This window comes from Pseudomonas sp. TH39(2020) (assembly GCF_016650715.1).
In the GTDB taxonomy this organism is placed as follows: domain Bacteria; phylum Pseudomonadota; class Gammaproteobacteria; order Pseudomonadales; family Pseudomonadaceae; genus Aquipseudomonas; species Aquipseudomonas mandelii_C.
This window is the reverse complement of record NZ_JAEKFF010000003.1, coordinates 399,380-424,715: the sequence shown is the minus strand read 5'-3', so window position 1 is coordinate 424,715 and position 25,336 is coordinate 399,380. Positions and strand designations below refer to the sequence as shown.

Annotated in this window: 21 protein-coding genes and 1 pseudogene; 10 read left to right on the top strand and 12 right to left on the bottom strand. The window is 56.0% G+C overall.

Annotated features, from left to right (window positions below; translation table 11 throughout):
• Positions 1–95: 95 nt before the first annotated feature.
• The 3 genes from JFU47_RS04340 to hutH are packed head-to-tail and all read right to left on the bottom strand — an operon-like array spanning position 96 to position 4,261.
• A complete protein-coding gene (locus JFU47_RS04340) occupies positions 96–1,472 on the bottom strand; it encodes an FAD-binding oxidoreductase (protein ID WP_201181235.1) in 1,377 nt (458 codons plus the stop codon).
• On the bottom strand, positions 1,469–2,674 hold the full coding sequence (locus tag JFU47_RS04335) for an alpha-hydroxy acid oxidase (RefSeq protein ID WP_201181233.1): 1,206 nt from the start codon (positions 2,672–2,674) through the stop codon (positions 1,469–1,471). Before JFU47_RS04335 ends, JFU47_RS04340 begins: the two co-directional genes overlap by 4 nt.
• Positions 2,675–2,731: 57 nt before the next feature.
• A complete protein-coding gene (gene hutH, locus JFU47_RS04330) occupies positions 2,732–4,261 on the bottom strand; it encodes a histidine ammonia-lyase (protein ID WP_201181231.1) in 1,530 nt (509 codons plus the stop codon).
• 405 nt (positions 4,262–4,666) lie between these two features.
• On the opposite strand from hutH, the gene JFU47_RS04325 reads away from it, so the two are divergent.
• The gene (locus JFU47_RS04325) at positions 4,667–5,629 is read left to right on the top strand and encodes an isopenicillin N synthase family dioxygenase (protein WP_201181229.1); all 963 of its coding nucleotides are present in this window, start codon (positions 4,667–4,669) and stop codon (positions 5,627–5,629) included.
• A gap of 479 nt (positions 5,630–6,108) precedes the next feature.
• Here the strand turns inward: JFU47_RS04325 and JFU47_RS04320 are convergent, their stop codons facing one another.
• Positions 6,109–7,011 carry a LysR family transcriptional regulator gene (locus JFU47_RS04320; RefSeq protein WP_201181227.1) on the bottom strand — a complete coding sequence of 301 codons (903 nt, stop codon included), beginning with the start codon at positions 7,009–7,011 and terminating at the stop codon, positions 6,109–6,111.
• A gap of 337 nt (positions 7,012–7,348) precedes the next feature.
• Here JFU47_RS04320 and JFU47_RS04315 point away from each other — a divergent pair, with 337 nt between their 5' ends.
• The 3 genes from JFU47_RS04315 to JFU47_RS04305 all read left to right on the top strand — a co-directional run bounded on the left by JFU47_RS04315 (position 7,349) and on the right by JFU47_RS04305 (position 11,599).
• The gene (locus JFU47_RS04315) at positions 7,349–8,689 is read left to right on the top strand and encodes an MFS transporter (RefSeq protein ID WP_201181218.1); all 1,341 of its coding nucleotides are present in this window, start codon (positions 7,349–7,351) and stop codon (positions 8,687–8,689) included.
• A gap of 176 nt (positions 8,690–8,865) precedes the next feature.
• A complete protein-coding gene (gene salA / locus JFU47_RS04310; RefSeq protein ID WP_201181216.1) occupies positions 8,866–10,149 on the top strand; it encodes a salicylate 1-monooxygenase in 1,284 nt (427 codons plus the stop codon).
• 577 nt (positions 10,150–10,726) lie between these two features.
• Positions 10,727–11,599, top strand: coding sequence for a DNA-binding protein (locus JFU47_RS04305; RefSeq protein WP_201181214.1), 873 nt, complete (start codon positions 10,727–10,729; stop codon positions 11,597–11,599).
• A 400-nt stretch (positions 11,600–11,999) separates the two neighbouring features.
• On the opposite strand, the gene JFU47_RS04300 is transcribed toward JFU47_RS04305, so the two are convergent.
• Positions 12,000–12,683, bottom strand: coding sequence for a M15 family metallopeptidase (locus JFU47_RS04300; protein ID WP_201181207.1), 684 nt, complete (start codon positions 12,681–12,683; stop codon positions 12,000–12,002).
• Positions 12,684–12,857: 174 nt separating this feature from the next.
• On the opposite strand from JFU47_RS04300, the pseudogene JFU47_RS33010 reads away from it, so the two are divergent.
• A pseudogene (locus tag JFU47_RS33010) lies at positions 12,858–13,007 on the top strand (transcriptional regulator); the annotation flags it as partial.
• Between the two features lie 140 nt (positions 13,008–13,147).
• Here the strand turns inward: JFU47_RS33010 and acuI are convergent.
• The 4 genes from acuI to JFU47_RS04280 all read right to left on the bottom strand — a co-directional run bounded on the left by acuI (position 13,148) and on the right by JFU47_RS04280 (position 17,030).
• Complete coding sequence (gene acuI / locus JFU47_RS04295; RefSeq protein WP_201181205.1) at positions 13,148–14,131, bottom strand: acrylyl-CoA reductase (NADPH); 984 nt, start codon at positions 14,129–14,131, stop codon at positions 13,148–13,150.
• 47 nt (positions 14,132–14,178) lie between these two features.
• Positions 14,179–14,811: an acrylate utilization transcriptional regulator AcuR gene (acuR, locus tag JFU47_RS04290; RefSeq protein ID WP_201181203.1), complete on the bottom strand. Its 633-nt coding sequence runs from the start codon at positions 14,809–14,811 to the stop codon at positions 14,179–14,181.
• Between the two features lie 135 nt (positions 14,812–14,946).
• Positions 14,947–16,116, bottom strand: coding sequence for an MFS transporter (locus JFU47_RS04285; RefSeq protein WP_201181201.1), 1,170 nt, complete (start codon positions 16,114–16,116; stop codon positions 14,947–14,949).
• A gap of 155 nt (positions 16,117–16,271) precedes the next feature.
• The gene (locus tag JFU47_RS04280) at positions 16,272–17,030 is read right to left on the bottom strand and encodes an alpha/beta fold hydrolase (protein ID WP_201181199.1); all 759 of its coding nucleotides are present in this window, start codon (positions 17,028–17,030) and stop codon (positions 16,272–16,274) included.
• 259 nt (positions 17,031–17,289) lie between these two features.
• Here JFU47_RS04280 and JFU47_RS04275 point away from each other — a divergent pair, with 259 nt between their 5' ends.
• The 3 genes from JFU47_RS04275 (at position 17,290) to JFU47_RS04265 (ending at position 19,765) form a co-directional block, all read left to right on the top strand.
• Positions 17,290–18,192: a LysR family transcriptional regulator gene (locus tag JFU47_RS04275; protein ID WP_201181197.1), complete on the top strand. Its 903-nt coding sequence runs from the start codon at positions 17,290–17,292 to the stop codon at positions 18,190–18,192.
• Between the two features lie 150 nt (positions 18,193–18,342).
• Positions 18,343–19,505, top strand: a protein-coding gene (locus tag JFU47_RS04270; protein WP_201181195.1) for an IS3 family transposase whose coding sequence is annotated in 2 segments (ribosomal slippage) — positions 18,343–18,598 and positions 18,598–19,505 — 1,164 coding nt in all. Because the reading frame shifts where the segments join, the coding sequence is not laid out codon by codon here.
• Complete coding sequence (locus JFU47_RS04265; protein ID WP_201181193.1) at positions 19,502–19,765, top strand: hypothetical protein; 264 nt, start codon at positions 19,502–19,504, stop codon at positions 19,763–19,765. The genes JFU47_RS04270 and JFU47_RS04265 overlap by 4 nt, the downstream gene beginning before the upstream one ends.
• Before the next feature lie 175 nt (positions 19,766–19,940).
• On the opposite strand, the gene msrA is transcribed toward JFU47_RS04265, so the two are convergent.
• Positions 19,941–20,447 (bottom strand): peptide-methionine (S)-S-oxide reductase MsrA, encoded by a 507-nt coding sequence (gene msrA, locus JFU47_RS04260; RefSeq protein WP_201181191.1) that lies wholly within the window; start codon positions 20,445–20,447, stop codon positions 19,941–19,943.
• Between the two features lie 125 nt (positions 20,448–20,572).
• On the bottom strand, positions 20,573–21,454 hold the full coding sequence (locus JFU47_RS04255) for an alpha/beta fold hydrolase (RefSeq protein ID WP_201181189.1): 882 nt from the start codon (positions 21,452–21,454) through the stop codon (positions 20,573–20,575).
• 126 nt (positions 21,455–21,580) lie between these two features.
• Between JFU47_RS04255 and JFU47_RS04250 the strand changes: the two genes are divergently transcribed.
• Positions 21,581–22,174 (top strand): CGNR zinc finger domain-containing protein, encoded by a 594-nt coding sequence (locus JFU47_RS04250; protein ID WP_201181187.1) that lies wholly within the window; start codon positions 21,581–21,583, stop codon positions 22,172–22,174.
• Positions 22,175–22,784: 610 nt separating this feature from the next.
• On the opposite strand, the gene JFU47_RS04245 is transcribed toward JFU47_RS04250, so the two are convergent.
• The gene (locus tag JFU47_RS04245; protein ID WP_201181184.1) at positions 22,785–24,215 is read right to left on the bottom strand and encodes an IS1182 family transposase; all 1,431 of its coding nucleotides are present in this window, start codon (positions 24,213–24,215) and stop codon (positions 22,785–22,787) included.
• Between the two features lie 709 nt (positions 24,216–24,924).
• Here JFU47_RS04245 and JFU47_RS04240 point away from each other — a divergent pair.
• Positions 24,925–25,266 (top strand): hypothetical protein, encoded by a 342-nt coding sequence (locus JFU47_RS04240; RefSeq protein WP_201181182.1) that lies wholly within the window; start codon positions 24,925–24,927, stop codon positions 25,264–25,266.
• Positions 25,267–25,336: the final 70 nt, after the last annotated feature.

The window sequence follows — 25,336 nt, the reverse complement described above, 5'->3', positions numbered from 1 at the left end:
ACTCCTTCTGGGGATACAGCGAGGTTGGGTGTGAGTCCTGCGGTGATTCAGGAGGGCAACAGCAGTTAACGTGCCACTCCGGTATATACAGGCCTTCAGCCGAGGATTTTTCCCGGGTTGAGAATGCCGTTGGGGTCGAAGCAATCCTTGAGCTGACGCATCACCGCGAGGGCTTCGGGGCCGACCGAGTGATGAAGAAACTCGCGCTTGAGCAGGCCGATGCCATGCTCGGCAGACACCGAACCGCCCAGTTCGCCGACGGCGCTGTAAACCAGCTCTTCGATGTCGAGGATCGGCGCCGGCTGCGGCAACGACACACAGTCCACGGTCAGGTGCAGGTTGCTGTCACCGATGTGTCCGAAATACACGCTGTGATTGCCAGGCCAGCGCTCGTCCAGGCGTGCGCGACAGCGTTCGACGAAGTCACCGATCAGGCCGATCGGCAGGCTGACGTCGAAATTCAACGGGGTCATGCGGGTCGGGAATTCACCGGTGGCCTCACGGATTTTCCAAAGCCCCCGGGCCTGGTTCTGGGAACTGGCGAGCACCGCGTCTAGCACTTCTCCGGCGCCAAACGCTTCTTCCAGCGAAGCTTCGAGCTGTTCCTGTGAACCGGCTGACTCAAGCAGTACATACAGGGGGTAGTCGAGTGACAGGGGGGCCGCCGCGTTTTCCAGCCAGCTCACCCCGAGGCGAAAGAAATCCTGCCACATCAGTTCATAGGCTTGTGGCGTGCCGACGCTGCGCTGAATCCGCCGCAGCAGGCTGACGGCACTGGCGTAGTCGGGCAGGGCGCAGAGCAGGGTGCTGGTCTGGCCGGGTTGCGGCGCGAGCTTCAAAACCGCGCGAGTAATCACGCCCAAGGTGCCCTCACTGCCGATGAAGCACTGTTTCAGGTCATAACCGCAGTTGTTCTTAATCATCTTGTTGCGCAAATCGAGCACCCGGCCATCGGCCAGGACCACTTCCAGCCCGAGCACCAGGTCACGGGTCATGCCATAGCGAATCACCGCATTGCCGCCGGCATTGGTGGCGATATTGCCGCCGATCTGGCACGAGCCGCGCGCCCCCAGATCCAGTGGAAAGACAAACCCGGCGTTGAGCGCAGCTTGTTGGATCTCCTCCAGCGTGGTGCCGGCCCACACGCTGATGGTGGCTGCCGCCGGATCGATCTCTTCAATGCCGCGCAGGCGTTCCAGCGACAAGGCGATGTCGGAGGCCCGAGGCACCGCACCGCCGGCCAACCCGGTCATGCCACCTTGGGGAACCACCGCTTGCCCGGCGACATTGCAGATGCGCAGAGCGCTGGCAACCTGGGCCGTGGTGCGCGGTAACAGCAACGCCGCGGGGCAGGCCGGGGCGTGGCCGGTCCAGTCGCTGTAGTGACGTTGACTGATATCGGCGCCAGTGATTACCCCGTCGTCCCCCAGGGCCTGACGCAATTGTTCGAGGGTGTGTTGTAGATCGTTCATCGGCTCAACTCGCGGTCAGAAAAAGTGGAGGACGTCGTGACCAGGGCACGACGATCAAGTTGCTCAAGGTCCGGAGTGCCCAGCAAGGACAAGGCCAGGCGCAGTTCTTGCGCGAGCAGATCGAGGGCGTGGCCTGCGCCAGCCTGTCCACCGACAGCGACTCCATAAAGCGTAGATCGCCCCAGCAACACCGCATCGGCGCCCAGCGCACAGGCTTTGAGAATGTCGCCGCCGCGACGGACTCCACTGTCGAGCAACAGGGCCAGTTTGCCTTTGGCCACCGCGGCAATCGCCGGCAGGCAGTCGATGCTGGCGGGAACCCCGTCCAGTTGCCGGCCACCATGGTTGCTCACCACTAAGCCATCGAGCCCCAGGGCTACGGCTTTCTCGGCATCCGCCGGGTGCAGCACGCCCTTGAGCAGCAGTCGATGGGGCCAACGTTCGCGTAATCGGGCCAGGGCGTCCCAGTCGAGCCCGGTGTCCATCTGGCTGCCGATAAACTGCGCGGCGCCTTCGATGGTGCGTTGTTCGGTCGGCAGATAGCACTCGATGTTGCCCAGGTTCGGCAGACCGTGCGGCCACAGCGCCTGGGCCATCCAGCGCGGATGACACAGCACGTCGAGCTTGTTGCGCAGGCTTAGTTGCCGGGGCCGGGCGAAGTTGCGCCGGTCCCATTCCCGATTGCCCAACAGCACCGCATCGCTGGTCAGCAGCAAGGTCTTGCAACCGACCGCATCGGCACGTTGCAGCAAGTCTTCTCCTACGGCGGGATCACGCAGGCAATACAGCTGAAACCAGAGATTCACCTCGGGCACCGACGCCACCACCTGTTCCAGGGAACTGGTGGAAACGGTACTCAAGGTGAAAGGCAGGCCACGCTCCGTTGCGGCCCGGGCCAAATGAATATCGGCATCGCGGTACAGCATCGCGTTGTAGCCGGTGGGACCGATGGCCATCGGCAGCGGCAGGTCTCGCCCGAACAGCGAACACTGGGTCTGCGTGGCCGAGCTAGGCACCAAGGTGCGCGGCAGCAGCGCGATGTCAGCGAAAGCCTGGCGGTTGCGCCGCAACGTCAGTTCTTCTTCGGCACCACCCTCCAGGTATTCCCAGGCGAAATGCGGCAAGCGCCGCCGAGCCATGACCGCCAGCTCGGCAATACTTTGTGCCCGGTGAACATCCGGCCCTGAATAATAGCGACGCATGGCGATCCCTTGATGTGAGGAAAGAGGCGCAGCAGGGCTGCGCCGATTCGATTGCGATCAGGCGTACAGGCGTTCGGCGGGCAGCCAGCGTTCGAACGCGGCAAACTCCACCCAGGCGCGGGCGGTAGCGATGTCGGGGGCGAAGTAACGGTCTTCATCGTAGTGCGCGACTTCGCTGCGAATCATGGCCAGGACCTCGCCGAGTTTTTTCGAGGTCTTGAGCGGAGCATGCAGGTCCACGCCTTGGGCCGCGCCGAGCAGTTCGATGGCCACCACGGCGCTGCTGTTACCGGCCATATCCAGTAAGCGGCGGGCCGCAAAGGTCGCCATCGACACGTGGTCTTCCTGGTTGGCCGAGGTTGGCAGGCTGTCGACGGAGGCCGGATGCGCCAGGGTCTTGTTTTCCGAGGCCAAGGCGGCGGCGGTCACTTGAGCGATCATGAAGCCCGAGTTCAGACCACCTTCGCGCACCAGAAAGGCCGGCAGGCCGGAGAGCGCCGGGTCAACCAGTTGGGCAATCCGCCGTTCCGAGAGCGCGCCGATTTCGGAAATCGCCAGGGCCAGTACATCGGCAGCCATCGCCACCGGTTCGGCGTGGAAGTTGCCGCCCGACAGCACCTCGCCGTCAACGCTGAACACCAGTGGGTTATCCGAAACCGCGTTGGATTCACGCAAGAACACGCCCGCAGCAAAGCGCAAATGGTCCAGGCAGGCGCCCATGACTTGCGGTTGGCAACGCAGCGAGTAAGGGTCCTGGACCCGAGCGCAATCGATATGCGATTGACGAATTTCGCTGTTGGCCAGCAGCTCGCGGTAGTACTGGGCCACATCGATTTGCCCGGGTTGACCACGCACGGCTTGAATGCGCGGATCGAAAGGTACGTCAGAGCCTTTCAAGGCTTCCACGCACAGGCTGCCGGCAATCACAGCGGCGGTGAACAGCTTCTCGGCGGCAAACAACCCGCGCAGCGCCAGCGCAGTGGAGACCTGGGTGCCATTGATCAGCGCCAGGCCTTCCTTCGGCCCCAACACAATCGGCTCCAGACCGGCAATCGCCAGACCTTCGACGGCGTCCATCTCACGGCCGTTATGACGGACGCGACCCACACCAATGAGCACCGCCGACATATGCGCCAACGGGGCCAAGTCACCCGAGGCGCCAACCGAGCCCTGGGAAGGAATGCACGGATAGACCTTGGCGACATACAGCTGAACCAGTGTTTGAATCACTTCCCAGCGAATGCCGGAAAAACCCCGGGCCAGGGACCCGACCTTCAACGCCATGATCAGGCCAACACTGGCGTCATCGAGCAATGGACCGGTGCCGGTGCAGTGCGAGAGCAACAGGTTGCGCTGCAACTTGGTCAGGGACTCGGTCGGAATCGACGTTCTGGCCAGCAGGCCGAAACCGGTATTGATGCCATACACCGTGCGTTCGTTGGCGATGATCTGGTTCACGGTGCGAGTACTGGCATCCACGGATTCGCGAGCAGCCGGGTCGAGTTCGATGGCGCATTGCTTCTGATAGATGACGCGCAATTGATCGAGAGTGAGTTGGCCGGGTTTGAGTAGCAAAGGTGCGTGCATTGCAATGTCCTAGGGTGGTGGGCGGAATAGGTAGCTATATCATCCTGTATATACAGGTTGAGCAATATGCGGGCCAAAATTCTTATCATCACCAAAGAACGGCGTTTCAGACACGTATATTGCGGGTTCTGGAAAATCCGTTCGACCGTCTTATCCGTGAATGTGTAACCAAAAGCTGCACCAAATGCGCGCTTTCCGCACACTGTTGGGGCGTATGGAAACCAATGAATTAAGGGCAACCCCCCTGCATGCCGATGAATGAACAACAAATAAGGGCCCTAGATTGCGGTGCGTGAGGAGGGCGCAAGGAGTACGGCACAGTAAATGCTTTTAGCTGTATATACAGGGTGATCGCCATAGGGCGTTCCTGAACCATGACCCAGCACCATGACCCCAGGAGTGAGCATGTCTTCTACTGTCCGTCTGCCTCTGATCGATATGTCCGGTGTCCGCGAAGGTGACAAGGCGAGTATTCATCGAGCCGCCGATGCCATTCGAACCGCCTGCTGCGACATCGGCTTCTTCTACATCATCAACCACGGGGTGCCGCAGCCAGTGATCGATAAAGCGATGGCCGCCGCCGGGGAGTTTTTCGCTTACCCGGCCGAGGTCAAGCGCCAGGTGGCCGTCAACAAACGGCATCGTGGTTGGCACGCGTTGGGCGGGGCGACCATGTATGAAGCCACCAAACCCGATCACAAAGAGTTTTTCAGCATCGGTCTCGAACTGGCCGAAGATGATCCCAGCGTGCTTGCCGGTGAAGCGTTGCGCGGGCCAAACCAGTGGCCGGAATTCATGCCGTCGTTGCGCGAAGCATTGGCTGACTATTATCAGGAGGTTGCCAAGGCCGGGGCCGACCTGTTGCGGGTGGTGGCGGTCGGGCTGGGCATTGACGAAGATTTTTTCACCGACAAATACACCAAGCCGTTGCAGCGCACCCAGATGGTGTATTACCCGCCACAACCGCCCCAGGCCGAAGCAGATCAATTCGGGGTGGCGCCGCACACTGATTACGGCTGCATCACATTGCTGTATCAGGACAACAGCGGCGGCTTGCAGGTCCGCGAACTGGGCTCCAATCGCTGGATCGACGCCACGCCGATTCCCGGTAGCCTGGTGGTGAACGTCGGCGACCTGTTGGCGCACTGGTCCAACGATCGTTTTCGTTCAACGTTGCATCGGGTGATCAACACCTCGGGCCATGAGCGTTACTCCATCGCGACGTTCTATGATCCGACTTATGGTGCGACAGTCGATCCTTGCGATCTCGGGATCGACCCGGCGCTGAGCCTGTATCCGCCGGTGGCAGCGGGAGACTACATCCTCAAGCGGATCGACGACTCGATGGCGTATCGTAAGAAGGCTTAATGAAACTCGGCTACATGGTGCCACGCCGATTGATGTAGTCGGTAGCCGGCAACAACCCGCAGACCTGGGCGCTAGTGCCCAGGCCATTGGGTCAGCCAGGTGCATCGCCTGGCGGTGTATGGTCAGGTGCGTCGGCCGACGATCAGCAAGGGCTGTTAAGGACTGAGACGCCACGTCCAGTGTTAAATCTGTCGTATAGAAAATGGCAGGGCGTTTCGGTTAATTAGCGACGCTGACAGTGAAAGAACCTTTGGTAGAAGTTCCGTTCTGGCACATCATTTAACTTATGGGCGATGTATACCGTTCATGAGCGATCCATTCTCAATCGTTACTGATTTTTACACGATCTATGGAGCCTAATGTTCACAGATTTATGTTCCTGAGGAGCCCTCAACCATCTATAGAAGGCTTCCTCGAATTAGCAACGCGTCTGCCTGGCGCAGACTGAGAAGTTACTGGAAATGAGGTGAGGGAATGCCTCAATCAGAAAACAGCTCAAACATCAGCTGGCGAAGCCAGCGATTGGCCGGTTCCTTGTTATAGCGTGCATGCCAGAACAGGTTTATTTCAATGTTGGGCAATTCCACGGGCGTCGGTAGCACCGTAAGCCCAAAGGGTTGTTCACAACTGCTGGCGAATCGTTCAGGCACTGTTGCCATCAAGTCGGTGCGTTGAAGGATGTGGCCGACTGCGACGAAGTGAGGGACCTCCAGGCGTATGTTGCGCTCGATGCCGGCCCGTGCCAGAAAGGTATCGACTTCGCCGTGCCCCGTGTTCGCCGCTACGACGCGAACGTGGTCATAACTGCAAAAACGCTCAAGCGTTAACGGTTCCCTGGTAGCGGGGTGGTCCTTGCGGCATATGCAGACATAGCGATGGTGAAACAGGCGCTGCTGAAAAAATCCGGCTTGCAGGTGCGGCAGTAATCCAACGGCGAGGTCGATCGCACCGTTCTGCAACCCTTCGGCCAAGGTATCGGAGGTGTTGCGCAGCGTGCTGATCGAACAGCCCGGAGCGCGTTCAGCCAGCGCGTCCATCAGCCGCGGCATGAAGTAGATTTCACCAATATCGGTCATCGCCATCGTAAACCTGCGATTGCAGTTGAGCGGGTCGAACGTGTCCTGTCGGCTCAGCGCATCGCGTAAGGTCTGAATGGCCAGTGCAATCGGTTCAGCCAACTGCCGGGCATAGGGCGTGGGCTCCATTCCTTGATAAGTGCGAACGAACAGCTCGTCGTTCAACGTGACACGCAATCGCTTCAGCGCATTGCTGACAGCGGGCTGGGTCAGGTCGAGATTATCCGCCGCCGTCGATACCCGGCGGTCAATCAGTAGCTGGTTAAATACCAGAAGCAGATTGAGATCAAGTTCACGTAATTCCATAACGCCTCGTGCAGATTTCGCGCTCATGCGGGCGATAGGTTGTTGCCCGTTGTTGGATCTGCACCGCTCTGAAATCGCCGCTGCAAGAGCCAAAGCCTAACAAGTGCCAGACCGCCGCGTCCATCGTGAGATCGAAGGGACTTTTGCCTCCCTTCGATCTTTATTCACCTTCGAAATACTGCCTATTCACCTGGCTGCATTTATCACGGTCGATCGTTTGCCCATGATCGAGTCCATGTCCAGTGCTGAACGCTCTGCGTAACACCATTGGGCACCGCGCAATTTCCGGAGGCGTCAGATCCTCCGGCTCTATAACAATGACAAGAAGAGCGATGCCATGCGTACGATTGATGTATCAGCCCTGATTGACGGGGCACGTTTCAATTCCTTCCATGCGCGCGTGCTGTTCTGGTGCGCGCTCATCATCATTTTCGACGGCTATGATCTGGTCATCTATGGGGTCGTGTTGCCTTCACTGATGTCCGAGTGGGGCCTCAGTTCGTTACAGGCGGGTGCGTTAGGTAGCTGTGCGCTGGTGGGCATGATGTTGGGTGCTCTGTTTTTCGGTTCACTGTCGGATCGTATAGGCCGACGAAAAACCATCATGATGTGTGTCGCCATCTTCAGCGCAGTCACAGCGATCAACGGCCTGGCACGGAGCCCCGAGGCTTTCGCCTTATGCCGATTCATCGCCGGTCTTGGGATCGGGGGTGTAATGCCCAACGTTGTGGCGTTGATGAACGAGTACGCGCCAAAGAAATCCCGCAGCACGTTGGTCGCGATCATGTTCAGTGGCTACTCGTTAGGGGGAATGCTATCGGCGAGCCTGGGCATGGTGCTGATCCCTCAATGGGGATGGCAAGCGGTGTTTTATGTAGCGTTGATTCCGCTGTTGGCCCTGCCATTTCTGATACGACAATTGCCAGAGTCGATGGATTTGCTTTTGCGTACCGGGCAGACCCTCAAGGCCCAAAATCTATTGGCACTAGCCGCGCCGACCTATGAGCCAAACGCAAATGACCAGTTGAACCAGATGGTCGCCAAAGGTACGACTGTGTCGATTGCGCAGCTGTTCGAGGACGGGCGCAAGTTGAACACCTTCATGCTGTGGCTGGCGTTTTTCTGTTGTTTGCTGATGGTTTATGCACTGAGCTCCTGGCTGCCAAAACTCATGACTGCCGCAGGCTATGGATTGAACTCCAGCCTGGCGTTTCTGCTGGCGCTAAACGTCGGCGCGATTATTGGCGCGGTGGCCGGAGGATGGCTGGGGGATCGAATTGGAATCGCAAAAGTCTTGTTCGGGTTTTTCAGTTGCGGAGCGTTAGCCCTGAGCCTGTTAGCGCTCAAGGCGCCGTTACCGGTTCTTTATCTGCTCATCGCCATCGCGGGGGCATGCACCATTGGCACCCAGATCCTGGCCAACGCCTGCACGGTGCAGTATTACCCCGCGCACATACGGTCCACAGGACTTGGTTGGGCGATGGGCGTCGGTCGCACCGGAGCCATCATCGGTCCTTTGCTGGGCGGCGCGCTGCACGCTTCATCACTGCCGCTGCAGGCGAGCTTTCTCATCTTCGCAGTGCCAGGACTGATAGGGGCCGTCGCTATTCTGGTGTTTCTCATTCAGAACGCTTCAAGCCGTCAGGCCGCTTCATCCAGGCAAACCGTGTCGCAATAACGATGGCCGAAACAGGCGAGGCCAAGGAAGGGTTCGCGTGGCCAATGACTGCTCGTTCCGCGGAGTAATATTCACACCCATGATGGGATGTATGGGAGTTGCGGTATTTATCAATAGCGCTCGGATGGCGATTATTGGGTTACTCCAATAACAATCAGCCTCATGGGTAACTTGCTATGCGTACTTCTCAATCCAAATTGCACATCGGTATTGTTGGCGGCGGTATTGCCGGCGTGGCTCTGGCCCTTGACCTGTGCCGTCAGTCCCACCTGAGTGTGCAGCTGTTCGAATCGGCTCCAGCCTTTGGCGAGGTCGGAGCAGGTGTCTCCTTCGGCGCCAATGCCGTTCGTGCCATCGCGGGTCTGGGTATTGCCGAACCCTACCGCAAGATTGCCGACCAGACGCAGGACCCCTGGCAGGACATCTGGTTCGAATGGCGTCGTGGTGAAGATGCCGGTTATCTGGGCGCAAGCCTGGCCGAAGGGGTAGGGCAGTCATCGGTACATCGTGCTGACTTCCTCGATGCCCTGGCCAGTCAGTTGCCCGAAGGGATCGCGCAGTTCGGCAAGCGTGCCGTCAGCGTGGAGCAGGATGCCGAACAGGCTCGCGTGCTGTTCACCGATGGCACTGAGCATCGCTGCGATCTGTTGATCGCCGCGGACGGTATCAAGTCATCGATTCGTGATCATGTTCTCAACGGCCTTGGCCAACCACTTGTGGCGCCGCGTTTCAGTGGTACCTGCGCCTACCGTGGAATGATCGACAGCGAACAACTGCGCGCGGCGTACAGAGCTCGGGGTGTCGATGAGCACTTGATCGATGTCCCGCAGATGTACCTGGGGCTTGATGCACATATCCTCACTTTCCCCGTCAAACAAGGCCGGCTTATCAACGTTGTGGCCTTCATTTCCGATCGCAGTCGCCCTGATCCAATCTGGCCAAGCGATGCTCCGTGGGTGCGCAATGCCAGCCAGGAAGAAATGCTCTCTGCCTTCAATCATTGGGGAGACGCTGCACGGGTACTGCTCGAATGCATTCCGGCCCCCACCCTTTGGGCTCTTCATGAACTCGAAGAGTTGCCAGGCTACGTACACGGTCGCGTGGGGCTGATCGGCGATGCTGCGCATGCAATGTTGCCGCACCAGGGCGCTGGCGCAGGTCAGGGGTTGGAAGATGCCTGGCTTCTGGCGCGATTGCTGGCCGATCCTCAGGTCCTGACCAGCCAGCCACAAGAGGTGCTCGCGGCTTACGACGCAATCCGTCGTCCACGTGCCTGTCGTGTACAGCGCACATCCTGGGAAGCCGGGGAGCTTTATGAATTGCGTGATCCAGCTGTAGCCGACGACGAACAGCTGCTGAGCAAAACCCTCGCCGAGCGTTTCGACTGGCTGTGGAATCACGATATGCAGTCCGACCTTCAAGAGGCTCGTGCCCAGTTGGGTTGGCGAGCATCTGCATAACGCGTTGAATCGACATGCACGGAGGGAGCATCCAGCGGCTCTCTTCGCAGCCAACGCCCGCGAGCGTTGCAGTCTGCCTGACAAGCCGACGTTTTCTCGACTTCGACGAGCTCCTTGCACCTCGGGAGCCCCATTAGAGATTGAAGATGTGGTGCTCGAGGCTCCATGGCCAACCGAGGTGCGCGTCCGTGTGGTCGCCACAGGCGTTTGCCTTACTGACATTGTGGTGCGAGATCAGCTAAGCGATCGCCAGCGAAGACAGGACTTGCCCGGCGATCGCTGGCAGCATTCGCTTACACGAACAGCAGAACGTCGTTAACGGCTTTACGCGGCTTTTGCGGCCAGTTGGCTGAACCGGGATAGCCCGAGATGCTTGAGCTGGGACTCACCGGGCAGATCTGGAACGCCGCCACGGCTTACTGGGTGTTTACAGCGAGTAACTGCGAGTCTAGGGGTGGCTTGTTGGTTTGGGCGAACTGTCTGTAATAGTTAATAAGTACGACGTATTTTATCCATATGGGGATAAAAACGTCGGATAACATTTTATTATCAGACCTAATATAGCGGAGGACAGGGCATGGCGGTAGGGGTGCCGGAGAACGACGTATTTGCCGCCGCGGACGCCGTGTTGGCTCGCGGTGAGCGCCCAACAGTGGAACGTGTGCGCCTGGAGTTGGGTCGCGGTAGCCCGGCGCGGGTCGGCGGTTTGCTCGACCAATGGTGGGCGCGGCTGGCCGAACGGCTGAAGGGTGAGACGCGTCTACCAGCGTTGCCCGCAGAGGTCTCGCAGGCCTTTGTCGCCGTGTGGCAACAGGCGATCCACCTGGCGCAGGGCATGGTCGAACAGGCTCTAACTGAGCAACGTCAGGTGCTGATCGCAGAACGCGAACGGGTAGCGGCGGTCGAGGACCAGGCGCGTCAGGATGCGGCGCAGTTTCGTCAGCAGGCGGCGGAAGCCTTGGCTGGGCGCCAGTCAGCCGAGTCGCGCCTGGCAGATTTGGAACTGCTACTGTCCCAGGGCCAGTTGCAGATCGAGGATCTGCAGCAGCAGCGCGAGAGCTTGCTGCGCGAGCGCCGTGAAGCTCAGCAGCACAACCAGACATTACAGCAGGATCTGCAGGCGCTGCGGCTCAAGGCCGAGCAGGAGCGCGTCGCGCAGGAGAGCTACGTCCGTGGAGTTGAGGATCGCGCGCACCGCGAGGTCGACCGCGCGCGGGAGGAGGGCAAGGCTTCGGCGACTCAGCTCAAGGAGGTTGGGCGGCACGTCGAGCAGTTGCAACGGCGGCTGGAATCGATCCAAATCGAGCTAAGTCAAACCCAACAACGTGCTGCGGCACAGCAGGCTCGTGCTGACACGCTGGAGCAGCAACTGACGCCGTTACGTCAGGCGCCCTCTGCGAAACGTAAGCCACGGACCAAAAAACTCGCGGTGTTGAAGACCGATCCCTGAAGGGGGGGCGGCACCCACGGCCGAAGTCGCCGTAACCAGTCGAGAGAATGCGTTTGGCCCCGCTGAGCATTGCGAGCAGGTAGAAAGCTGCTATCTGTCCTTCAAAATGAGCACCTTTTGGTCCGATAGCGGCGGTACTCGATTCCCGTCTATTGCGGGACTTTCCTGAAGATGTGCTTTCTGGCTCTGCCATACCATTTCATCCTCTTAAACATTGGAGGCTGTCGGCTGCTGGGTTTACTTAAAGCAACAAATGCTCCGTCTTTGATGGATCGCAAATCATTGGATCTGCCGAACGTCGGAGCCGCCGGACAGAGCTGTATTTGCGCCCTGAGGAGCGATCATATTTCCCCGTCATCGTGAAATTATCGTTCAGGAATAAAGGAAGCTTTTCTGCGTGCTACTCGTCGGGCAAGGTAATGTTGATAATGTGATTTCTATAGATGCTCGGCAGCTTTTCGAGTACGAGTTCTTTTCCAAGCATATCAGCGTCTCGAATTGCGTCCGCGAGCAGTTCGATCGTGACTAATTGCAGAGCAGGCATGGATAGCGGGGCATAGCTGAGATGCCACGGTTCTGGATACATTCCTCCCTTGAAATATTTGTATGGCCGGAAAAAACCAAATGCCGCAATGTTTGCATCGAGCCAGTTATGCAAATCAGAGAATATACCTCCCGGAGCAGTCTCCTCGGGCAAGAGCTTTGGCACGTAGTCGGGAGGCATTGCCAAGCCGTCAACCACATCGATTTCAGTGCCCCATTGATGCCGGCTTCCTCCAGGCAACGCGGACCAATTTAGGATGCAGCTGATGATCTCGGAGGGTGAAAGCGAGCTGTAGTCGCGCGCGTGACCTTCCAAATCGTAAAGCGGTTTCCCTCCACTAAACTTTCCATTCCAAATCCGCAGCTGCGTTCTGAAATCACGAAAGCTGCTGTAAGGCAGGAGATCAATACCTGAGCGCCGGGCATCTGCTCGCATGTCCAAGAATGCCGTAGCTGCTTCTTGTTGAGCTGCGAATCTGGGTTCGGAAAGCTGGACGATGTGCGTCCGTGCACGCCCCGTCAGTTCCAATTCATTGAGCATGATCTTCAACGCCTTCAATGGAAGCCCTGCTCCTCGGTTGAGGCTTGGGAACTATGGAGTCTATATCACCGGATCAAAGTGAGCCTATGTGCAGCAGGGATTAAGGCATCACCGTCGAAAATCCGATTGAGATCAGGCCCACTTGCCCACGTGCCAGGTTGTTGTCTCGATTAGCAGCTCCAAGCTCTCGAAGCACTAAAGGGTAATGCTGACGTAAAACGTGAAATCGAATTCGAATCGAAACTGCGTGACTTGCTTTCCAAGTACGGTTTCAGCTTGAAAGACGTGGTCAACTTGCTTGACCCACAAGCTGGTCGTCGCGCACTGTCAGTTCCTGGCTGACCAAGTGAGTTTGGTTTGAGTACAAAAGGGCCCTACGAGGGCCCTTTTTGTTCGCGAAGACTGGCGGACACAGTCATCAATCTAGGCTTCAGTCAAAGCCTTTGATGCCTAAGGTGATGGAATCAACGATTCACATCAACCACAACGCGTCCACGTACCTCGCCGGCGAGCAGGTGATTTGCCGTCTGTACAACCTCGCCCAAACCAATTTCTCGCGTTATCTCTTTCAAGATGGAGAGATCCAGATCTCGTGCAAGACGATCCCAGGCAGCGATTCGATCTCTACGAGGACGCATCACGCTGTCAATCCCAGCCAGGGTTACGCCACGCAAAATGAAGGGTGCGACGCTAGCAGGTAAGTCCATCCCTTGTGCAAGTCCGCAGGCGGCAACAGTGCCTCCATAACGGGTACTGGCACAGACGTTGGCCAGCGTATGGCTACCAACCGAGTCGATGGCGCCTGCCCAGCGTTCTTTTGCAAGTGGGCGACCTGGCCCGCTCAAAATTGAGCGATCGATGATCTCCGAGACGCCAAGCCTCTTTAGGTAATCCGCTTCTTCGAGGCGACCGGTTGAGGCCACCACGGTGTAGCCCAACCCAGCGAGGAGGGCGATCGCGAAACTGCCGACGCCGCCATTGGCGCCTGTCACCAAGACTTCGCCCTTGTCCGGCGTTACGCCATTGCGCTCCAGAGCGAGTACCGAAAGCATTGCTGTATAGCCCGCAGTACCAATCGCCATGGCTTGCTGGGCGGAGAATCCTCTGGGCATGGGAATCAGCCAGTCGCCATTTACCCGCGCCTTTTGAGCTAGACCACCCCAATGTGCTTCACCCACTCCCCAACCATTGAGTAGCACATTGTCGCCAACCTTGAAGTCAGGGTTGCTACTGTCCTCAACCGTACCTACCAGATCGATGCCTGGCACCATTGGGAATTTGCGTACAACTGGGCCCCTACCAGTTATGGCTAGCGCGTCTTTGTAGTTGAGGGTGCTGTAGGTAACACGGACAGTCACATCACCGGCAGGTAGTTGCGATTCGTCTAGATCGGCGATTTTTGCCAGGCTGCTGGTTTCATTTTTTTCAATCAAAATGCCACTGAACATTAGGGTTTTCCTCTATTAGACCGATCGTCTATAAATGGGTAAAAAAATCAGCGGGGCAGCCCAGCCATGAATCCGCTGATGAAGGTGCTCAAGGGGGCCGTACTTCTTACAAGCCGTGCTCTAAGAACTGCGCCTTCCCAGCCAATCCAGAAATAAGCAGCGAGCTCTGTGCAATCAGCATTTTTGGCGAGTTCCCCGGAGTCCTGGGCTAACGCCAAGCAATCGGCTAATCGTTGCTGCCAACTGAGAAGGGTCGAGTCCAAATGTTCGCGAAACCCGTCTGGAAGAATGGTGACTTCCTGGCCCAGGTTGCCCACGAGACAGCCACGTTTGAAATGGTATTTCTCCATACCTGCTTTCGCGTCTTCAACGAAAGCAAGCACGCGTTGCAGCGGAGTCAGTGATTCATCCAGAAACCAGCGCTTAAGCTTTTTGTCGAAATAAGCTGCGTAGTTATCCATCACCGCCCGGCCAAAATCTTCTTTGCTAGCAAAGAAGTGGTAGAAGGAGCCTTTGGGAACGCCGACCTTCTTCAACACACCGTCGATGCCGGTGGCCATGAAGCCCTGTTCGGTGAGAATTTCTGTGCCGCAACGGATGAGCGCGTCCCGGGTATCCAGATTGTCTCTAGGAACCTTAGGAGGGCGGCCGCGGCGAGGAAGTAGCTTCATGTCGGTCATAAGGATCGATATTAGACTGATCGTCTCTAAAGTCAATCCACATGACTCCACTGTGACTGCTCTAAGGCATCTTCACCGTTGGGTCGGCTTATCCGCTGATTCTAAATATCGTTGAGGCAAGCTTGCGAGGATGTCTTACACCTGACCAACGTCAACGGCTTCGACATCACGACCCCGGCTAGCGAGCACGAGTAACAAACTTGCTGCTGCCAGAACGGCACCGGCAACGGGCACTGCGGCATAACCAAGACCACCAGAGATAACCGCTCCTCCGGCTGCCGCACCTACGGCGTTGCCTAGGTTGAAGGCGCCCACGTTGACCGAAGCTGCCAAGCCAGGCGCATCGTGTGCGGCCTGCATGACACGAATCTGCACAGGGGGAACGATAGCGAAGGTGACAATACCCCAGACTAAAAGGCCGATGGCGGCAGCGATGTGGTTAGTCAGCATCAATGGTAAAACCAGCATCACAGCCGAAAGCAGAGCCAGGAACAGTTTCGTGCTGCCTTCCAAAGACCAGTCGGCCAGACGTCCGCCTACCGCGTTGCCAATGGTGAAGCCCACGCCAATCAATACCAATCCCAACGTGATGAATGTGGAAGATGCGCCGGTGAGGTTTTCGAGCACAGGTGCGACATAGGTATAAAGTGTGAACATAGCACCTGCCCCCATGACCGTTGTTGCCATGGCCATTAACACTGCGGGGCGAGTAAGGACTTTCAGTTCTGCGCGTACATTCGGCATTGGATTGGCCTTACCTTTGGGTAAGGTAATCGCCAATGCTCCAATTGCGACAAAGCCCAGTCCGGCGGTAATCGCGAACGCCATACGCCATCCAAGTTGCTGGCCAATCCAGGTTGCAGCAGGCACGCCGCCAATATTTGCAATGGTGAGGCCTAGAAACATGGTAGCTACGGCGCTGGCCTGCTTTTCCTTCGAGACCAAACTTGCAGCAAGCACCGATCCGAGACCAAAAAAAGCTCCGTGATTGAGGCTGGTGATCAGTCGCGAAATCAAAAGCGTCCAATACCCCGGCGCCATAACTGACAGAAGGTTTCCGAGCACGAAAATGCTCATCAACAAGATCAGCGCTTTCTTCGTAGGGAACCGTCCCAAAGCAAGCGTCATGATCGGGGCGCCAATCATGACGCCCAACGCGTAAGCCGTGATCAACATTCCTGCTGTAGGAATAGAAACATTAACGCCGTTCGCAATTACGGGTAGCAGCCCCATAGGGGTGAACTCCGTGGTGCCAATAGCAAATGCACCGACCGCCAGTGCAACGAGTGCCCAGGTTGATTTCATGGATGCGATCCTGCCTTAAGAAATTTAAGCGATAGTAGTGCCGCGTCGCGTTGACTTAAACGCAGCTTAGGTACATTCATAATTGTCTTTTCGGCAAGAATCCCAAAAGAGTTAACACTCGAGATGAGTGATAACCCGTTAAGCTCCACACTCCATCACAAGCCGGCAGCTGCTTTCTCGATAACTTTGGCAACCCGCGTTGGCTGGCTTAGAAATACGCCGTGACTGGCTTTGACTTCTGTAATCTTGTCGTTGCCTCGCGTGTACATATAGCGCTGCAGCTTCGGATCGATGAGTTGATCTTCAGTCGCCAGCACAGCGTAAGAAGGTTTGTCATGCCATGCGGCAACTGTCGTTTTTGCACTGGCAGCGGCTACAGCTAGCGGCATCTGCCCAGCAGCGAGAAAGTCCGCTTGAGCCTTAGGTATGTCAGCGGCGAAATCTGCATGGAAGACTTTAGGATCCAGTGAGAGAAAACCATGAGCATCAGGTAATAGGTGCGTTGAGATCGGTGGAATCTTGCTCGATAAATCGACCAGGCTTTCGCCAACATCGGGCTGCATTGCGGCCACGTAAACCAGGGACTTCACATTCGGATGGTCGCCTGCTTGAGTAATGATTGATCCGCCATAACTCGCCCCGACTAGAACCGCAGGGCCGTCCTGCTGATCAAGCACCCGCTTGGTGGCTGCAACATCTTCAGCAAGCGATGTTTGTGTATGAGCAACAATGCTGACCTTAAAACCGTCTTTTGTCAGTTGATCATAAACACCTTTCCAGCTAGACCCATCGACCAACGCGCTGTGCACCAACACGATGTTGTGAACTTTAGTCTGTGGAAGCGAAGAGGCCGCCGCTGGAAAAGCAGCGACCACGATAAGTGCGCCTACTATTTTTTTGGGTAGCTTGAACATGTGGAACTCCGGGACTAAATCAAAATGAGCAACCAATGCGCACCGACCCTAGAGGATGAGAAGAACCGTCGAGTCCAATGGCTGAAAAAGGCCGGTGGATACGATGTGGTTGCCAGTCTCAATCCTCACACTCGGCTTAGTAGGAGGCTGAATTGGTATCGTCAAAACCAGTACGCAGGCGCGATGGTGTTATCCTAGAGATTGCATAAATGGCAATAAACAACGAAAAAAGAACATCACCTATGAGCTTTTGTCATTAATGAATCATGAGCATCTGCGCGTTCTGGTTGAGATAGCGCGACTTGGCAGCTTTTCCCAAGTGGCCAAACAACGCGACCTCGACCCATCAGCCGTATCACGCATTGTTCAGTCAGTAGAGCGTGATCTGGGCGTTAGGCTTTTCCAGCGCTCGACGCGACAGGTATCGTTAACGGAAGCAGGGGGTACCTATTTAGCCAGGATTGCACATCTGCTGGAGGAGCTCGATGCGGCAAGCGACGAAGTAAAATCCGCGGAGCAACGGCCCAGCGGGATACTCAAGGTCACGGCTTCAGTCGCTTTTGGCCAAGCATGTCTGGTGCCGCTGGTGCCTGAATTCATCGAGATGTACCCCGACGTCCAGTTAGAGTTACTGCTGACAGATACCAATGTGGATTTGATCGCTGAACGAGTGGATTTGGCGTTACGGGTCAGCCCGCACATGGCTCAGGACATGGTTCGCTTGAAGTGGTTTGATGCTGCCTACACCGTCTGTGTGGCACCCAGTTATATTCGTAACCACCCAACTGTCTCGGTGGTCGAGGATTTGGCAAATCACCGGCACGTGCTTTTTGGCTATCCACAACCTCAGTCGCTCTGGATAGTTACTGATGAGGGTGGCGTTGAGCACCGAATATCAGCCCAAGCTGCCGTTGTTTCCTCCAGCGGTTTAGCCCAGCGGGAACTGGCAATTTCAGGGGTGGGCCCCGCGCTCATGCCAATTTGGCTCGCAGCTCCCGCGTTAAAATCAGGTGCCCTGGTCGAGCTGCTGCCACATTGCTCTATAACGCCGAGCAATTTTTCAGGTGCAGCCTGGTTGCTGTATCCAAATCGAAAATTTCTACCCTCTAGAACACGTGTCATGCTGGATTTTCTTTTGAAGCACACGATGCAATGTTGGTAAACAAGCCAGCTAAGGGGTTACATCGTTTGCTTGGCTGATCTTGGTCACGCTGGGCAGATTCAATTGCTGTGCAAGTAGGTTGTCAGTGTAGTGGTCTAATGAAACCGGACACCCATTTAGGCGAGAATACTCGCCAGATCGAGGTGTCAGATGACCAAACAACGCCGCTCCTTTACTGCTGAATTCAAACGCGAGGCTGCTGACCTCGTGCTCAAGCAAAACTACAGCTACATCGAAGCCAGCCGCTCACTCGGCATTGGTGAGTCAGCGCTGCGCCGCTGGGTTGACCAGGTTCAGAAAGAGCACCAAGGCGTCACTCCGCAGAGCAAGGCGCTGACCCCAGAGCAGCAGAAAATTCAGGAACTGGAAGCCCGGATCGCTCGGCTTGAGCGAGAAAAATCCATACTAAAAAAGGCTACCGCGCTCTTGATGTCGGAAGATCACGAGCGTTTGCGCTGATTGATCAGTTGAGTGCCCATGAGCCGGTTGATTGGCTGTGTAAGGTGTTTGAAGTCACCCGCTCGTGCTACTACGCCCAGCGCCTGCGGCGCCGCACTCCCGATGTTGAACGGCTTCGGTTGCGTAGCCGGGTCAGTGAGCTGTTCTCGCAAAGTCGCAGCGCTGCGGGCAGTCGCAGCATCCTGTCACTGATGCGTGAAGATGGTGAGCAACTCGGTCGATTCAAAGTGCGCAGTTTGATGCGTGAGCTTGATTTAGTCAGTAAACAACCCGGCTCACATGCCTATAAACGAGCGACAGTAGAAAGACTTGATATCCCGAATACCTTGAACCGTGAGTTTGATGTGCCAGCCCCCAATCAGGTCTGGTGCGGTGACATCACCTATATTTGGGCACAAGGAAAGTGGCATTACTTGGCTGTCGTTCTGGATCTCTGCACGCGCCGGATAGTGGGCTGGGCACTGTCGGAAAAACCGGACGCCGAACTCGTGATCCGAGCCCTGGATATGGCCTACGAGCAGCGTGGCAGGCCTTCGGATCTGCTGTTCCACTCGGATCAAGGGTCCCAATATGCAAGCCGGTTGTTTCGCCAGCGGTTGTGGCGATACCGCATACGCCAGAGCATGAGTCGCCGGGGAAATTGCTGGGACAATGCACCGATGGAGCGAGTGTTCCGGAGTTTGAAAACTGAATGGATACCGACCTTAGGCTACAGAACTGCGCAGGAAGCACAGCGCGACATCAGCCATTTTTTGATGCATCGGTACAACCGGATTCGGCCTCACCAATTCAACGGTGGGCTGGCGCCAGCTCGGGCCGAGGAAAAACTTAACGTCGTGTCCGGGATTAGTTGACCACTACAGACTTAATCGCGTTCATCGTGGGCAAGGATGCTCCAGCTCGTAAAGAGCTCGCCAAGCTAACGAAAAAAGTTTATGGCATGAGATCTGCCATTGTTCATGGTGGAGATAAAGAGATGTCGAGCGAGAATTTGGTTGTTAATCACTTCATGCGCGGTGCTCTGGGCGAGTTGCTCACAGCAGGGCGCTTCAAGGATACCAAGCGCCTCAATACAATTTGCGAAATGTTGTTGGATGCGCAGTATTCCTACTAGGGGCATTCAGGTTGGGGCGATCAGTTCGCACTTGAGCGCTAGGGTCAGAAGTGATGTTGGTCGGGTGCTTATCTACCAATACACATTCGCGCCTGCCTTGGATCAAGTGCGTTGCTGAGACTACAGTCGGAAGCGCTTAAGCCCCCGCAATGCAGCATCAGAGTCCTGTTCACTATCATCCCCGTTTTGGCAGTTTCCAATTTGGCCGAATGAAGTGACAGGTATATCCATTAGGGAATTGTTCGAGGTAATCCTGGTGTTCTCGCTCTGCTTCCCAGAAGGGGCCTGCAGGCGTGATCTCTGTGACGACCTTGTCAGGCCACAGGCCGGATGCGTTCGCGTCGGCCACAGTGTCTTCGGCCACGTACTTCTGCTCATTGTCGAGATAGAAGATCGCCGAGCGGTAGCTCATGCCAATATCGTTCCCTTGGCGATTGGTCGTTGTTGGGTCGTGTATCTGGAAGAAAAACTCCAGGATCTGGCGATAGCTGATCTGCTTCGGGTCGAATACGATCTCGATTGCTTCTGCGTGTGTGCCGTGATTGCGGTAGGTAGCGTTAGGCACATCACCGCCCGTGTAGCCCACCCGTGTAACAATCACACCAGGGTAACGTCTTAACAAATCCTGCATGCCCCAGAAGCAACCACCAGCCAGGAGGGCGGTTTCAGTTTGCGTTGTCATATCAAGCTCTCCCATCGAAAAAAAACCCTTTGAGTTCACACTCGCAGGGTATTTGGTAGTTCAGGAATCACGTGGGCTGTGCCTTTGCGGCGCGGGGCAGGGCTCCGCGCCGAAAAGCTTACGGCTTAGTTAATCGCGTCGCCCAATACTTCAACGATCCGCTGAGCAATGTGCTCGACGTGCGTCTCAAGTGCAAAGTGACCGGTGTCCAGAAGCTCAACGACCGCGTTCGGGTTATCACGCTTGAAAGCCTCGGCGCCTGGCGGAATGAAGAACGGATCGCCCTTGCCCCAGATGGCCAGGGTTGGCACCTTGGTGTCACGGAAAAACTTCTGGAACGCTGGGTACAGCGTCAGGTTGTTCTGATAGTCGTAGAACAGATCAAGCTGAATATCCTTGTTGCCCGGACGATCCAACAACAGTGCATCCAGGTAGTAAGCTTCTGGTGCGATATCTTCAGGGTTGCTCACGCCTTCCACATACTGCCAGCGAGTACCTTCCAAGTGCAGGATGGCATCGTTGATCACCTGGCGATTCTCGGCGGTCTTTTCTGCCCAATAATTGCGAATCGGTGCCCAAGCATCACCCAGACCTTCCAGGTAAGCATTGCCATTCTGGGAAATAATGGCGCTGACGCGCTCAGGGTGTGCCAACGCGAGGCGCAGACCGGTTGGAGCGCCATAGTCAAAGAAGTACATGGCGTAACGCTTGAGACCCAGCACATCGACAAAATCACCGATCGTCTTGCCGATGGCATCGAAGGTATAGACGTAATTGCGTTCAGCTGGAACGTCAGTGAAACCGAAACCTGGAAGATCCGGCGCGATGATGCGGTATTTGTCCGCAAGCAAAGGGATCAAGTCGCGGAACTGGTGCGACGAACTCGGGAACCCGTGCAACAGCAGCAACACTGGTGCATCGGCAGCGCCTGCTTCGCGATAGAAAACACGGACGCCGTCTGCTTCGGCAAATTTGTAAGCTACGTTGGTGTGCTTGGACGAGGTCATGGCTCGATCTCCTGTAACTGGTAAAATAGTTATTGATGGTTACTGGCTCCCATTGTGCACGATTTTTGTAACTGGTCAAACTGTTTTTATGGGTTACAATGGTCAATCGAATTTCGGGAGATCTCCATGACTGCCTCTAACCCGTCACTTAACCTTCCTGCTCCGCTTATACTGGCCGATCATCCGGCCCTCGATTTGTTGAACACAAAAATGATGGTCGAGGGCCAAACGCGCGATCTTCTGTCGGACGATGAAGACGCGGCTCGATGGCTTGAGCAAATCGGATTTGGTTCATCCACTGAGTTACCTGTCGCTGTAAACGGTCGGTTGGTGGGTGAGTTACGCGCGCTGCGTGACTGCGTTGAGAATTTGATCGCTGCCCGTTGCGAGAGCCGCTCGGCAGATCCGGCGGCACTGAATGCGTTTCTGCGACAGGCAGTTCCTCAACTTGTATGGGAGCAACCAGGGCAACCGCTTTTGGATCGATTTCGTGAGCCTGACGCGGCGAATCGAAGGATGAGTCAGCTCGCGTTTGCTGCCGCTGAATTACTGGCCGAGGGCGATTTCAATCTCGTGCGCAAATGCGAAAGCCCAGAGTGTTCGCTGATGTTTTATGACCGCACCAAGTCGCACAAACGACGGTGGTGCAGCATGGCACTGTGCGGGAACCGTCATAAGGTTGCCGAGTTCCGTAAGCGTCGTCAGGGCGTTGTGAACTGAAGCTTTCACTTGTATGAAGGAGCGCTGATTTACTAAGGATAGCCTGCATCAAGGGGAGGGCCGGACAAGCGTCAATAGCGTCGACTCGCGTCAAAACGTCTTATCTTGAATTTTTCGTTCGACAATTGCGCCAAGTTCTCGAATGGGATACTGGGCGTGTATGCGGAGAGCCTTGCAGCCTCGCTCATGGCTAAATGATGCAGAGTCGGTGAAGTGTTGGACAAACCCACAGCAACGGCAGCTAACCAGGGCGCCATCGAGTCGCCAGTGTTTATTCCAAATTTGGAGCGGAAGGTAAGTCATTGGCATTACATTGCCTGCCTATGGGTTAGGTGCGCACTCCATGTGCTGGACAGTTGTAGACAATGAACATAGGTTCCGGTTTCCGCTACCCACGAGATAATTCAATTTCGGTAAGGCTCCGAAGGCAATTTGAATGACTGCTTTTGGCCCAGAGTGTGTAAAAACGCTCATAACCTGATCGTCTTGGGTCATTGACGTTCGTTGGCTGAGCGATCACACGGTCAATGCTGCGAGTCGCATCGGTCGCGACCTAGAACACGTCAACGCCGTTTTTACAGCCTCTGGGATGGGCCAAAACTAGCCTTTTTTAGGCCGACAGCGCCTTCATTAAACCCTTAGCACCAATGATTTTCATGACCCGTTTCAGGTTGTAGGCAAGCACATTCAAACTCATCTCCGCACTCACCCCGGCCAGCTTTCGCGTCAGGAAGTGCGTCGCACCCATCCATTGCTTGAGCGTCCCGAAGGGATGCTCAACCGTCCGTTTTCGGACTCGCATCATCTCCGGGGCTTTGCTCAGCCGAAGGTGCATCTCCTCCAATACGGCTTCATGTTCCCAGCGTCGAACTCGTCGTTCCGTGCTCGGTGTGCACTGCGCTTTCAGCGCGCAGCCCTGGCATTTCGAACTCCAGTAACGATGCAGCTTCAGGCCTTTTTCAACGTAGGAGTAGTGCCAGATCAGCGCCTCTCCAGCCGGGCAAATGTATTCGTTTTTTGCCGCGTCATAGATGAAGGCATCGTTATTGAAACGCCCGTCAGCCTTGGCTCCAGAGGTCATCGGTTTGGGCACATAGGCGGTGATGCCGGCATCGTGACAAGCCAGGATTTGTTCGCTTTTGAAATAACCTCGGTCCGCCACCACCGACAACGTTTCTGACGCTATCGCCTCGCGGGCCTGCTTGGCCATTGAACTGAGTTGATCGCGGTCGGAACCGACGTTAGTCACCTCATGTGCAACGATCAAATGGTGCTGAGTATCGACCGCTGTCTGCACGTTGTAGCCGACGATTCCTGTGCCGCGCGTCATCATGGAACGGGCGTCTGGATCGGTCAGTGAGACCTGTTTATCCGGCGATTCTTTGAGCTGGATTTCGATCACTTGAAGCTCCTTCATTTGAGTTTTGAGCTTGGCGATTTTCTCTTCCAGCCGCACGGCACTGGGCTCGGAAGCTGTGGGTTCCTGCCGATCGGCAGCATCGAGTGCCGCCAGGTAACGGTTGATACTCGATTCAATTTCTTCCATGCGCCGCTTCAGTTTGGCGATGGTGAAATTGCGGTCGCGGTTGTTGACTGCTTTGAATTTACTGCCATCAATGGCGACCAGATTTTCTCCAAACAGTCCCAACTGCTGACACAGCACAACGAACTGGCGACAGACGCCTCGGATGGCCTTGCTGTTGTCTTTTCGGAAATTGGCGATGGTCTTGAAATCGGGCATTAAACGCCCGGTCAACCACATCAGTTCGACGTCGCGTTGAGCTTCTCGCTCCAAACGTCGGCTCGACTGAATGCGGTTGAGATAGCCGTAGATGTAGATCTTCAACAGGATCGCGGGGTGGTAAGCAGGCCGGCCAGTATCGGCTGGAATGGCACCTTCAAAACCCAGATTGACCAGGTCGAGTTCGTCGACAAAGACGTCGACTACACGCACAGGATTGGTATCGCTGACGTAGTCGTCGAGGCTCTCGGGAAGTAAGGTGCCTTGGCCTCGATGTTCACCTTGGATAAAGCGCTTCATGGGCGATCCCTGCGATGAAATCCTCAGAAATCATAGCAAGGGTTCGCGAAGGCGTTTTTACACACTCTGGGCCGGTTGTTGCCTGTAGCGAAGGGCCGCAGTCGGCCCAAAGCTGCCCTTCGTGAAGGACAGCTAATGAATGAAGTCAGCCATTGCCCCAATGCCTGCACCATCCTCGGGAACTCAGCACCATATGTAAGGAAAGTCACCCCACTTTTGGGGAATTCTCCGTGAAGCAATATGAATCTACCTTCCTGAAACGGCCATTTCATCGCAAAGTCGTTGGTGTCTATACCTGACCCTACCAACTGGCTTGGTAATTGCTCTCATGCTTGTATTCAATATTCGTTGAGTAATCGAAAACCGGAGATTAGAGCCTTGTGGAAACGTCCTCTGCTTATCGGAGTTTCGCTTGGAATCGGAATCCTTACACTTGGTTTGGCAGTGAGCATTATCCTTATGCTATGGCAACTGAGATAATCCAGCCACGCAACTGTGCAGGCGAAGCAATCCGTCTCGGCTGGATTGGCTTGAGTGATGCCTTGATCGTTTTTGAACCACTTGCAGATCTAGAAACGGAGTGTCAGAAGCTTTATTTCGCGTCGGTAATGTTGGCTTAACTCAGGATGTGTTTTATCGCCTTTGGCAGGCCTATTGGGTCGACCGCTTTCAATTGTAAGAGCCATTTGCAGCGACTACACTCCAGCCCATGAAACGCTATCTGCGGTTTTGCATCATCTTCATGATTAGCCTGGCGCTTCCCCTCAGCGGGATGGCGGGCGTTCAGGCACCGACAGAACCTTGCCCAATGAAGACGATGGGCATGGCGATGATGGACGATATGGGGATGGACTGCTGCAACGATATGAAGAGTCCTACCGAGCACGGAAAGCCCTGTAAACCCGGCCAGGAATGCAAGACGGGCGGCATGCTGCAAGTCTCAATCTTCAAGCCTCCTGTAACTGTATTCAGCCCAGTAGTGCTTTCCTTCTTCATCGATTCCCTGCCAGTACAGCCCCCGTCCGGGGTATGGCGACCGCCTCGCGTTTGATTCCTGTCCCACATTGAGCCTCATTCTGCGTTAGCGGGATGGACTAGCTGCGCGCATGTCTTTTGACGCG

What these genes read in the sequence shown, in the direction of transcription:
- JFU47_RS04340 (WP_201181235.1), bottom strand. Translation starts at nt 1,472, where the DNA reads ATGAACGATCTACAACACACCCTCGAACAATTGCGTCAGGCCCTGGGG.
- JFU47_RS04335 (WP_201181233.1), bottom strand. Translation starts at nt 2,674, where the DNA reads ATGCGTCGCTATTATTCAGGGCCGGATGTTCACCGGGCACAAAGTATT.
- hutH (WP_201181231.1), bottom strand. Translation starts at nt 4,261, where the DNA reads ATGCACGCACCTTTGCTACTCAAACCCGGCCAACTCACTCTCGATCAA.
- JFU47_RS04325 (WP_201181229.1), top strand. Translation starts at nt 4,667, where the DNA reads ATGTCTTCTACTGTCCGTCTGCCTCTGATCGATATGTCCGGTGTCCGC.
- JFU47_RS04320 (WP_201181227.1), bottom strand. Translation starts at nt 7,011, where the DNA reads ATGGAATTACGTGAACTTGATCTCAATCTGCTTCTGGTATTTAACCAG.
- JFU47_RS04315 (WP_201181218.1), top strand. Translation starts at nt 7,349, where the DNA reads ATGCGTACGATTGATGTATCAGCCCTGATTGACGGGGCACGTTTCAAT.
- salA (WP_201181216.1), top strand. Translation starts at nt 8,866, where the DNA reads ATGCGTACTTCTCAATCCAAATTGCACATCGGTATTGTTGGCGGCGGT.
- JFU47_RS04305 (WP_201181214.1), top strand. Translation starts at nt 10,727, where the DNA reads ATGGCGGTAGGGGTGCCGGAGAACGACGTATTTGCCGCCGCGGACGCC.
- JFU47_RS04300 (WP_201181207.1), bottom strand. Translation starts at nt 12,683, where the DNA reads ATGCTCAATGAATTGGAACTGACGGGGCGTGCACGGACGCACATCGTC.
- acuI (WP_201181205.1), bottom strand. Translation starts at nt 14,131, where the DNA reads ATGTTCAGTGGCATTTTGATTGAAAAAAATGAAACCAGCAGCCTGGCA.
- acuR (WP_201181203.1), bottom strand. Translation starts at nt 14,811, where the DNA reads ATGACCGACATGAAGCTACTTCCTCGCCGCGGCCGCCCTCCTAAGGTT.
- JFU47_RS04285 (WP_201181201.1), bottom strand. Translation starts at nt 16,116, where the DNA reads ATGAAATCAACCTGGGCACTCGTTGCACTGGCGGTCGGTGCATTTGCT.
- JFU47_RS04280 (WP_201181199.1), bottom strand. Translation starts at nt 17,030, where the DNA reads ATGTTCAAGCTACCCAAAAAAATAGTAGGCGCACTTATCGTGGTCGCT.
- JFU47_RS04275 (WP_201181197.1), top strand. Translation starts at nt 17,290, where the DNA reads ATGAATCATGAGCATCTGCGCGTTCTGGTTGAGATAGCGCGACTTGGC.
- msrA (WP_201181191.1), bottom strand. Translation starts at nt 20,447, where the DNA reads ATGACAACGCAAACTGAAACCGCCCTCCTGGCTGGTGGTTGCTTCTGG.
- JFU47_RS04255 (WP_201181189.1), bottom strand. Translation starts at nt 21,454, where the DNA reads ATGACCTCGTCCAAGCACACCAACGTAGCTTACAAATTTGCCGAAGCA.
- JFU47_RS04250 (WP_201181187.1), top strand. Translation starts at nt 21,581, where the DNA reads ATGACTGCCTCTAACCCGTCACTTAACCTTCCTGCTCCGCTTATACTG.
- JFU47_RS04245 (WP_201181184.1), bottom strand. Translation starts at nt 24,215, where the DNA reads ATGAAGCGCTTTATCCAAGGTGAACATCGAGGCCAAGGCACCTTACTT.
- JFU47_RS04240 (WP_201181182.1), top strand. Translation starts at nt 24,925, where the DNA reads ATGAAACGCTATCTGCGGTTTTGCATCATCTTCATGATTAGCCTGGCG.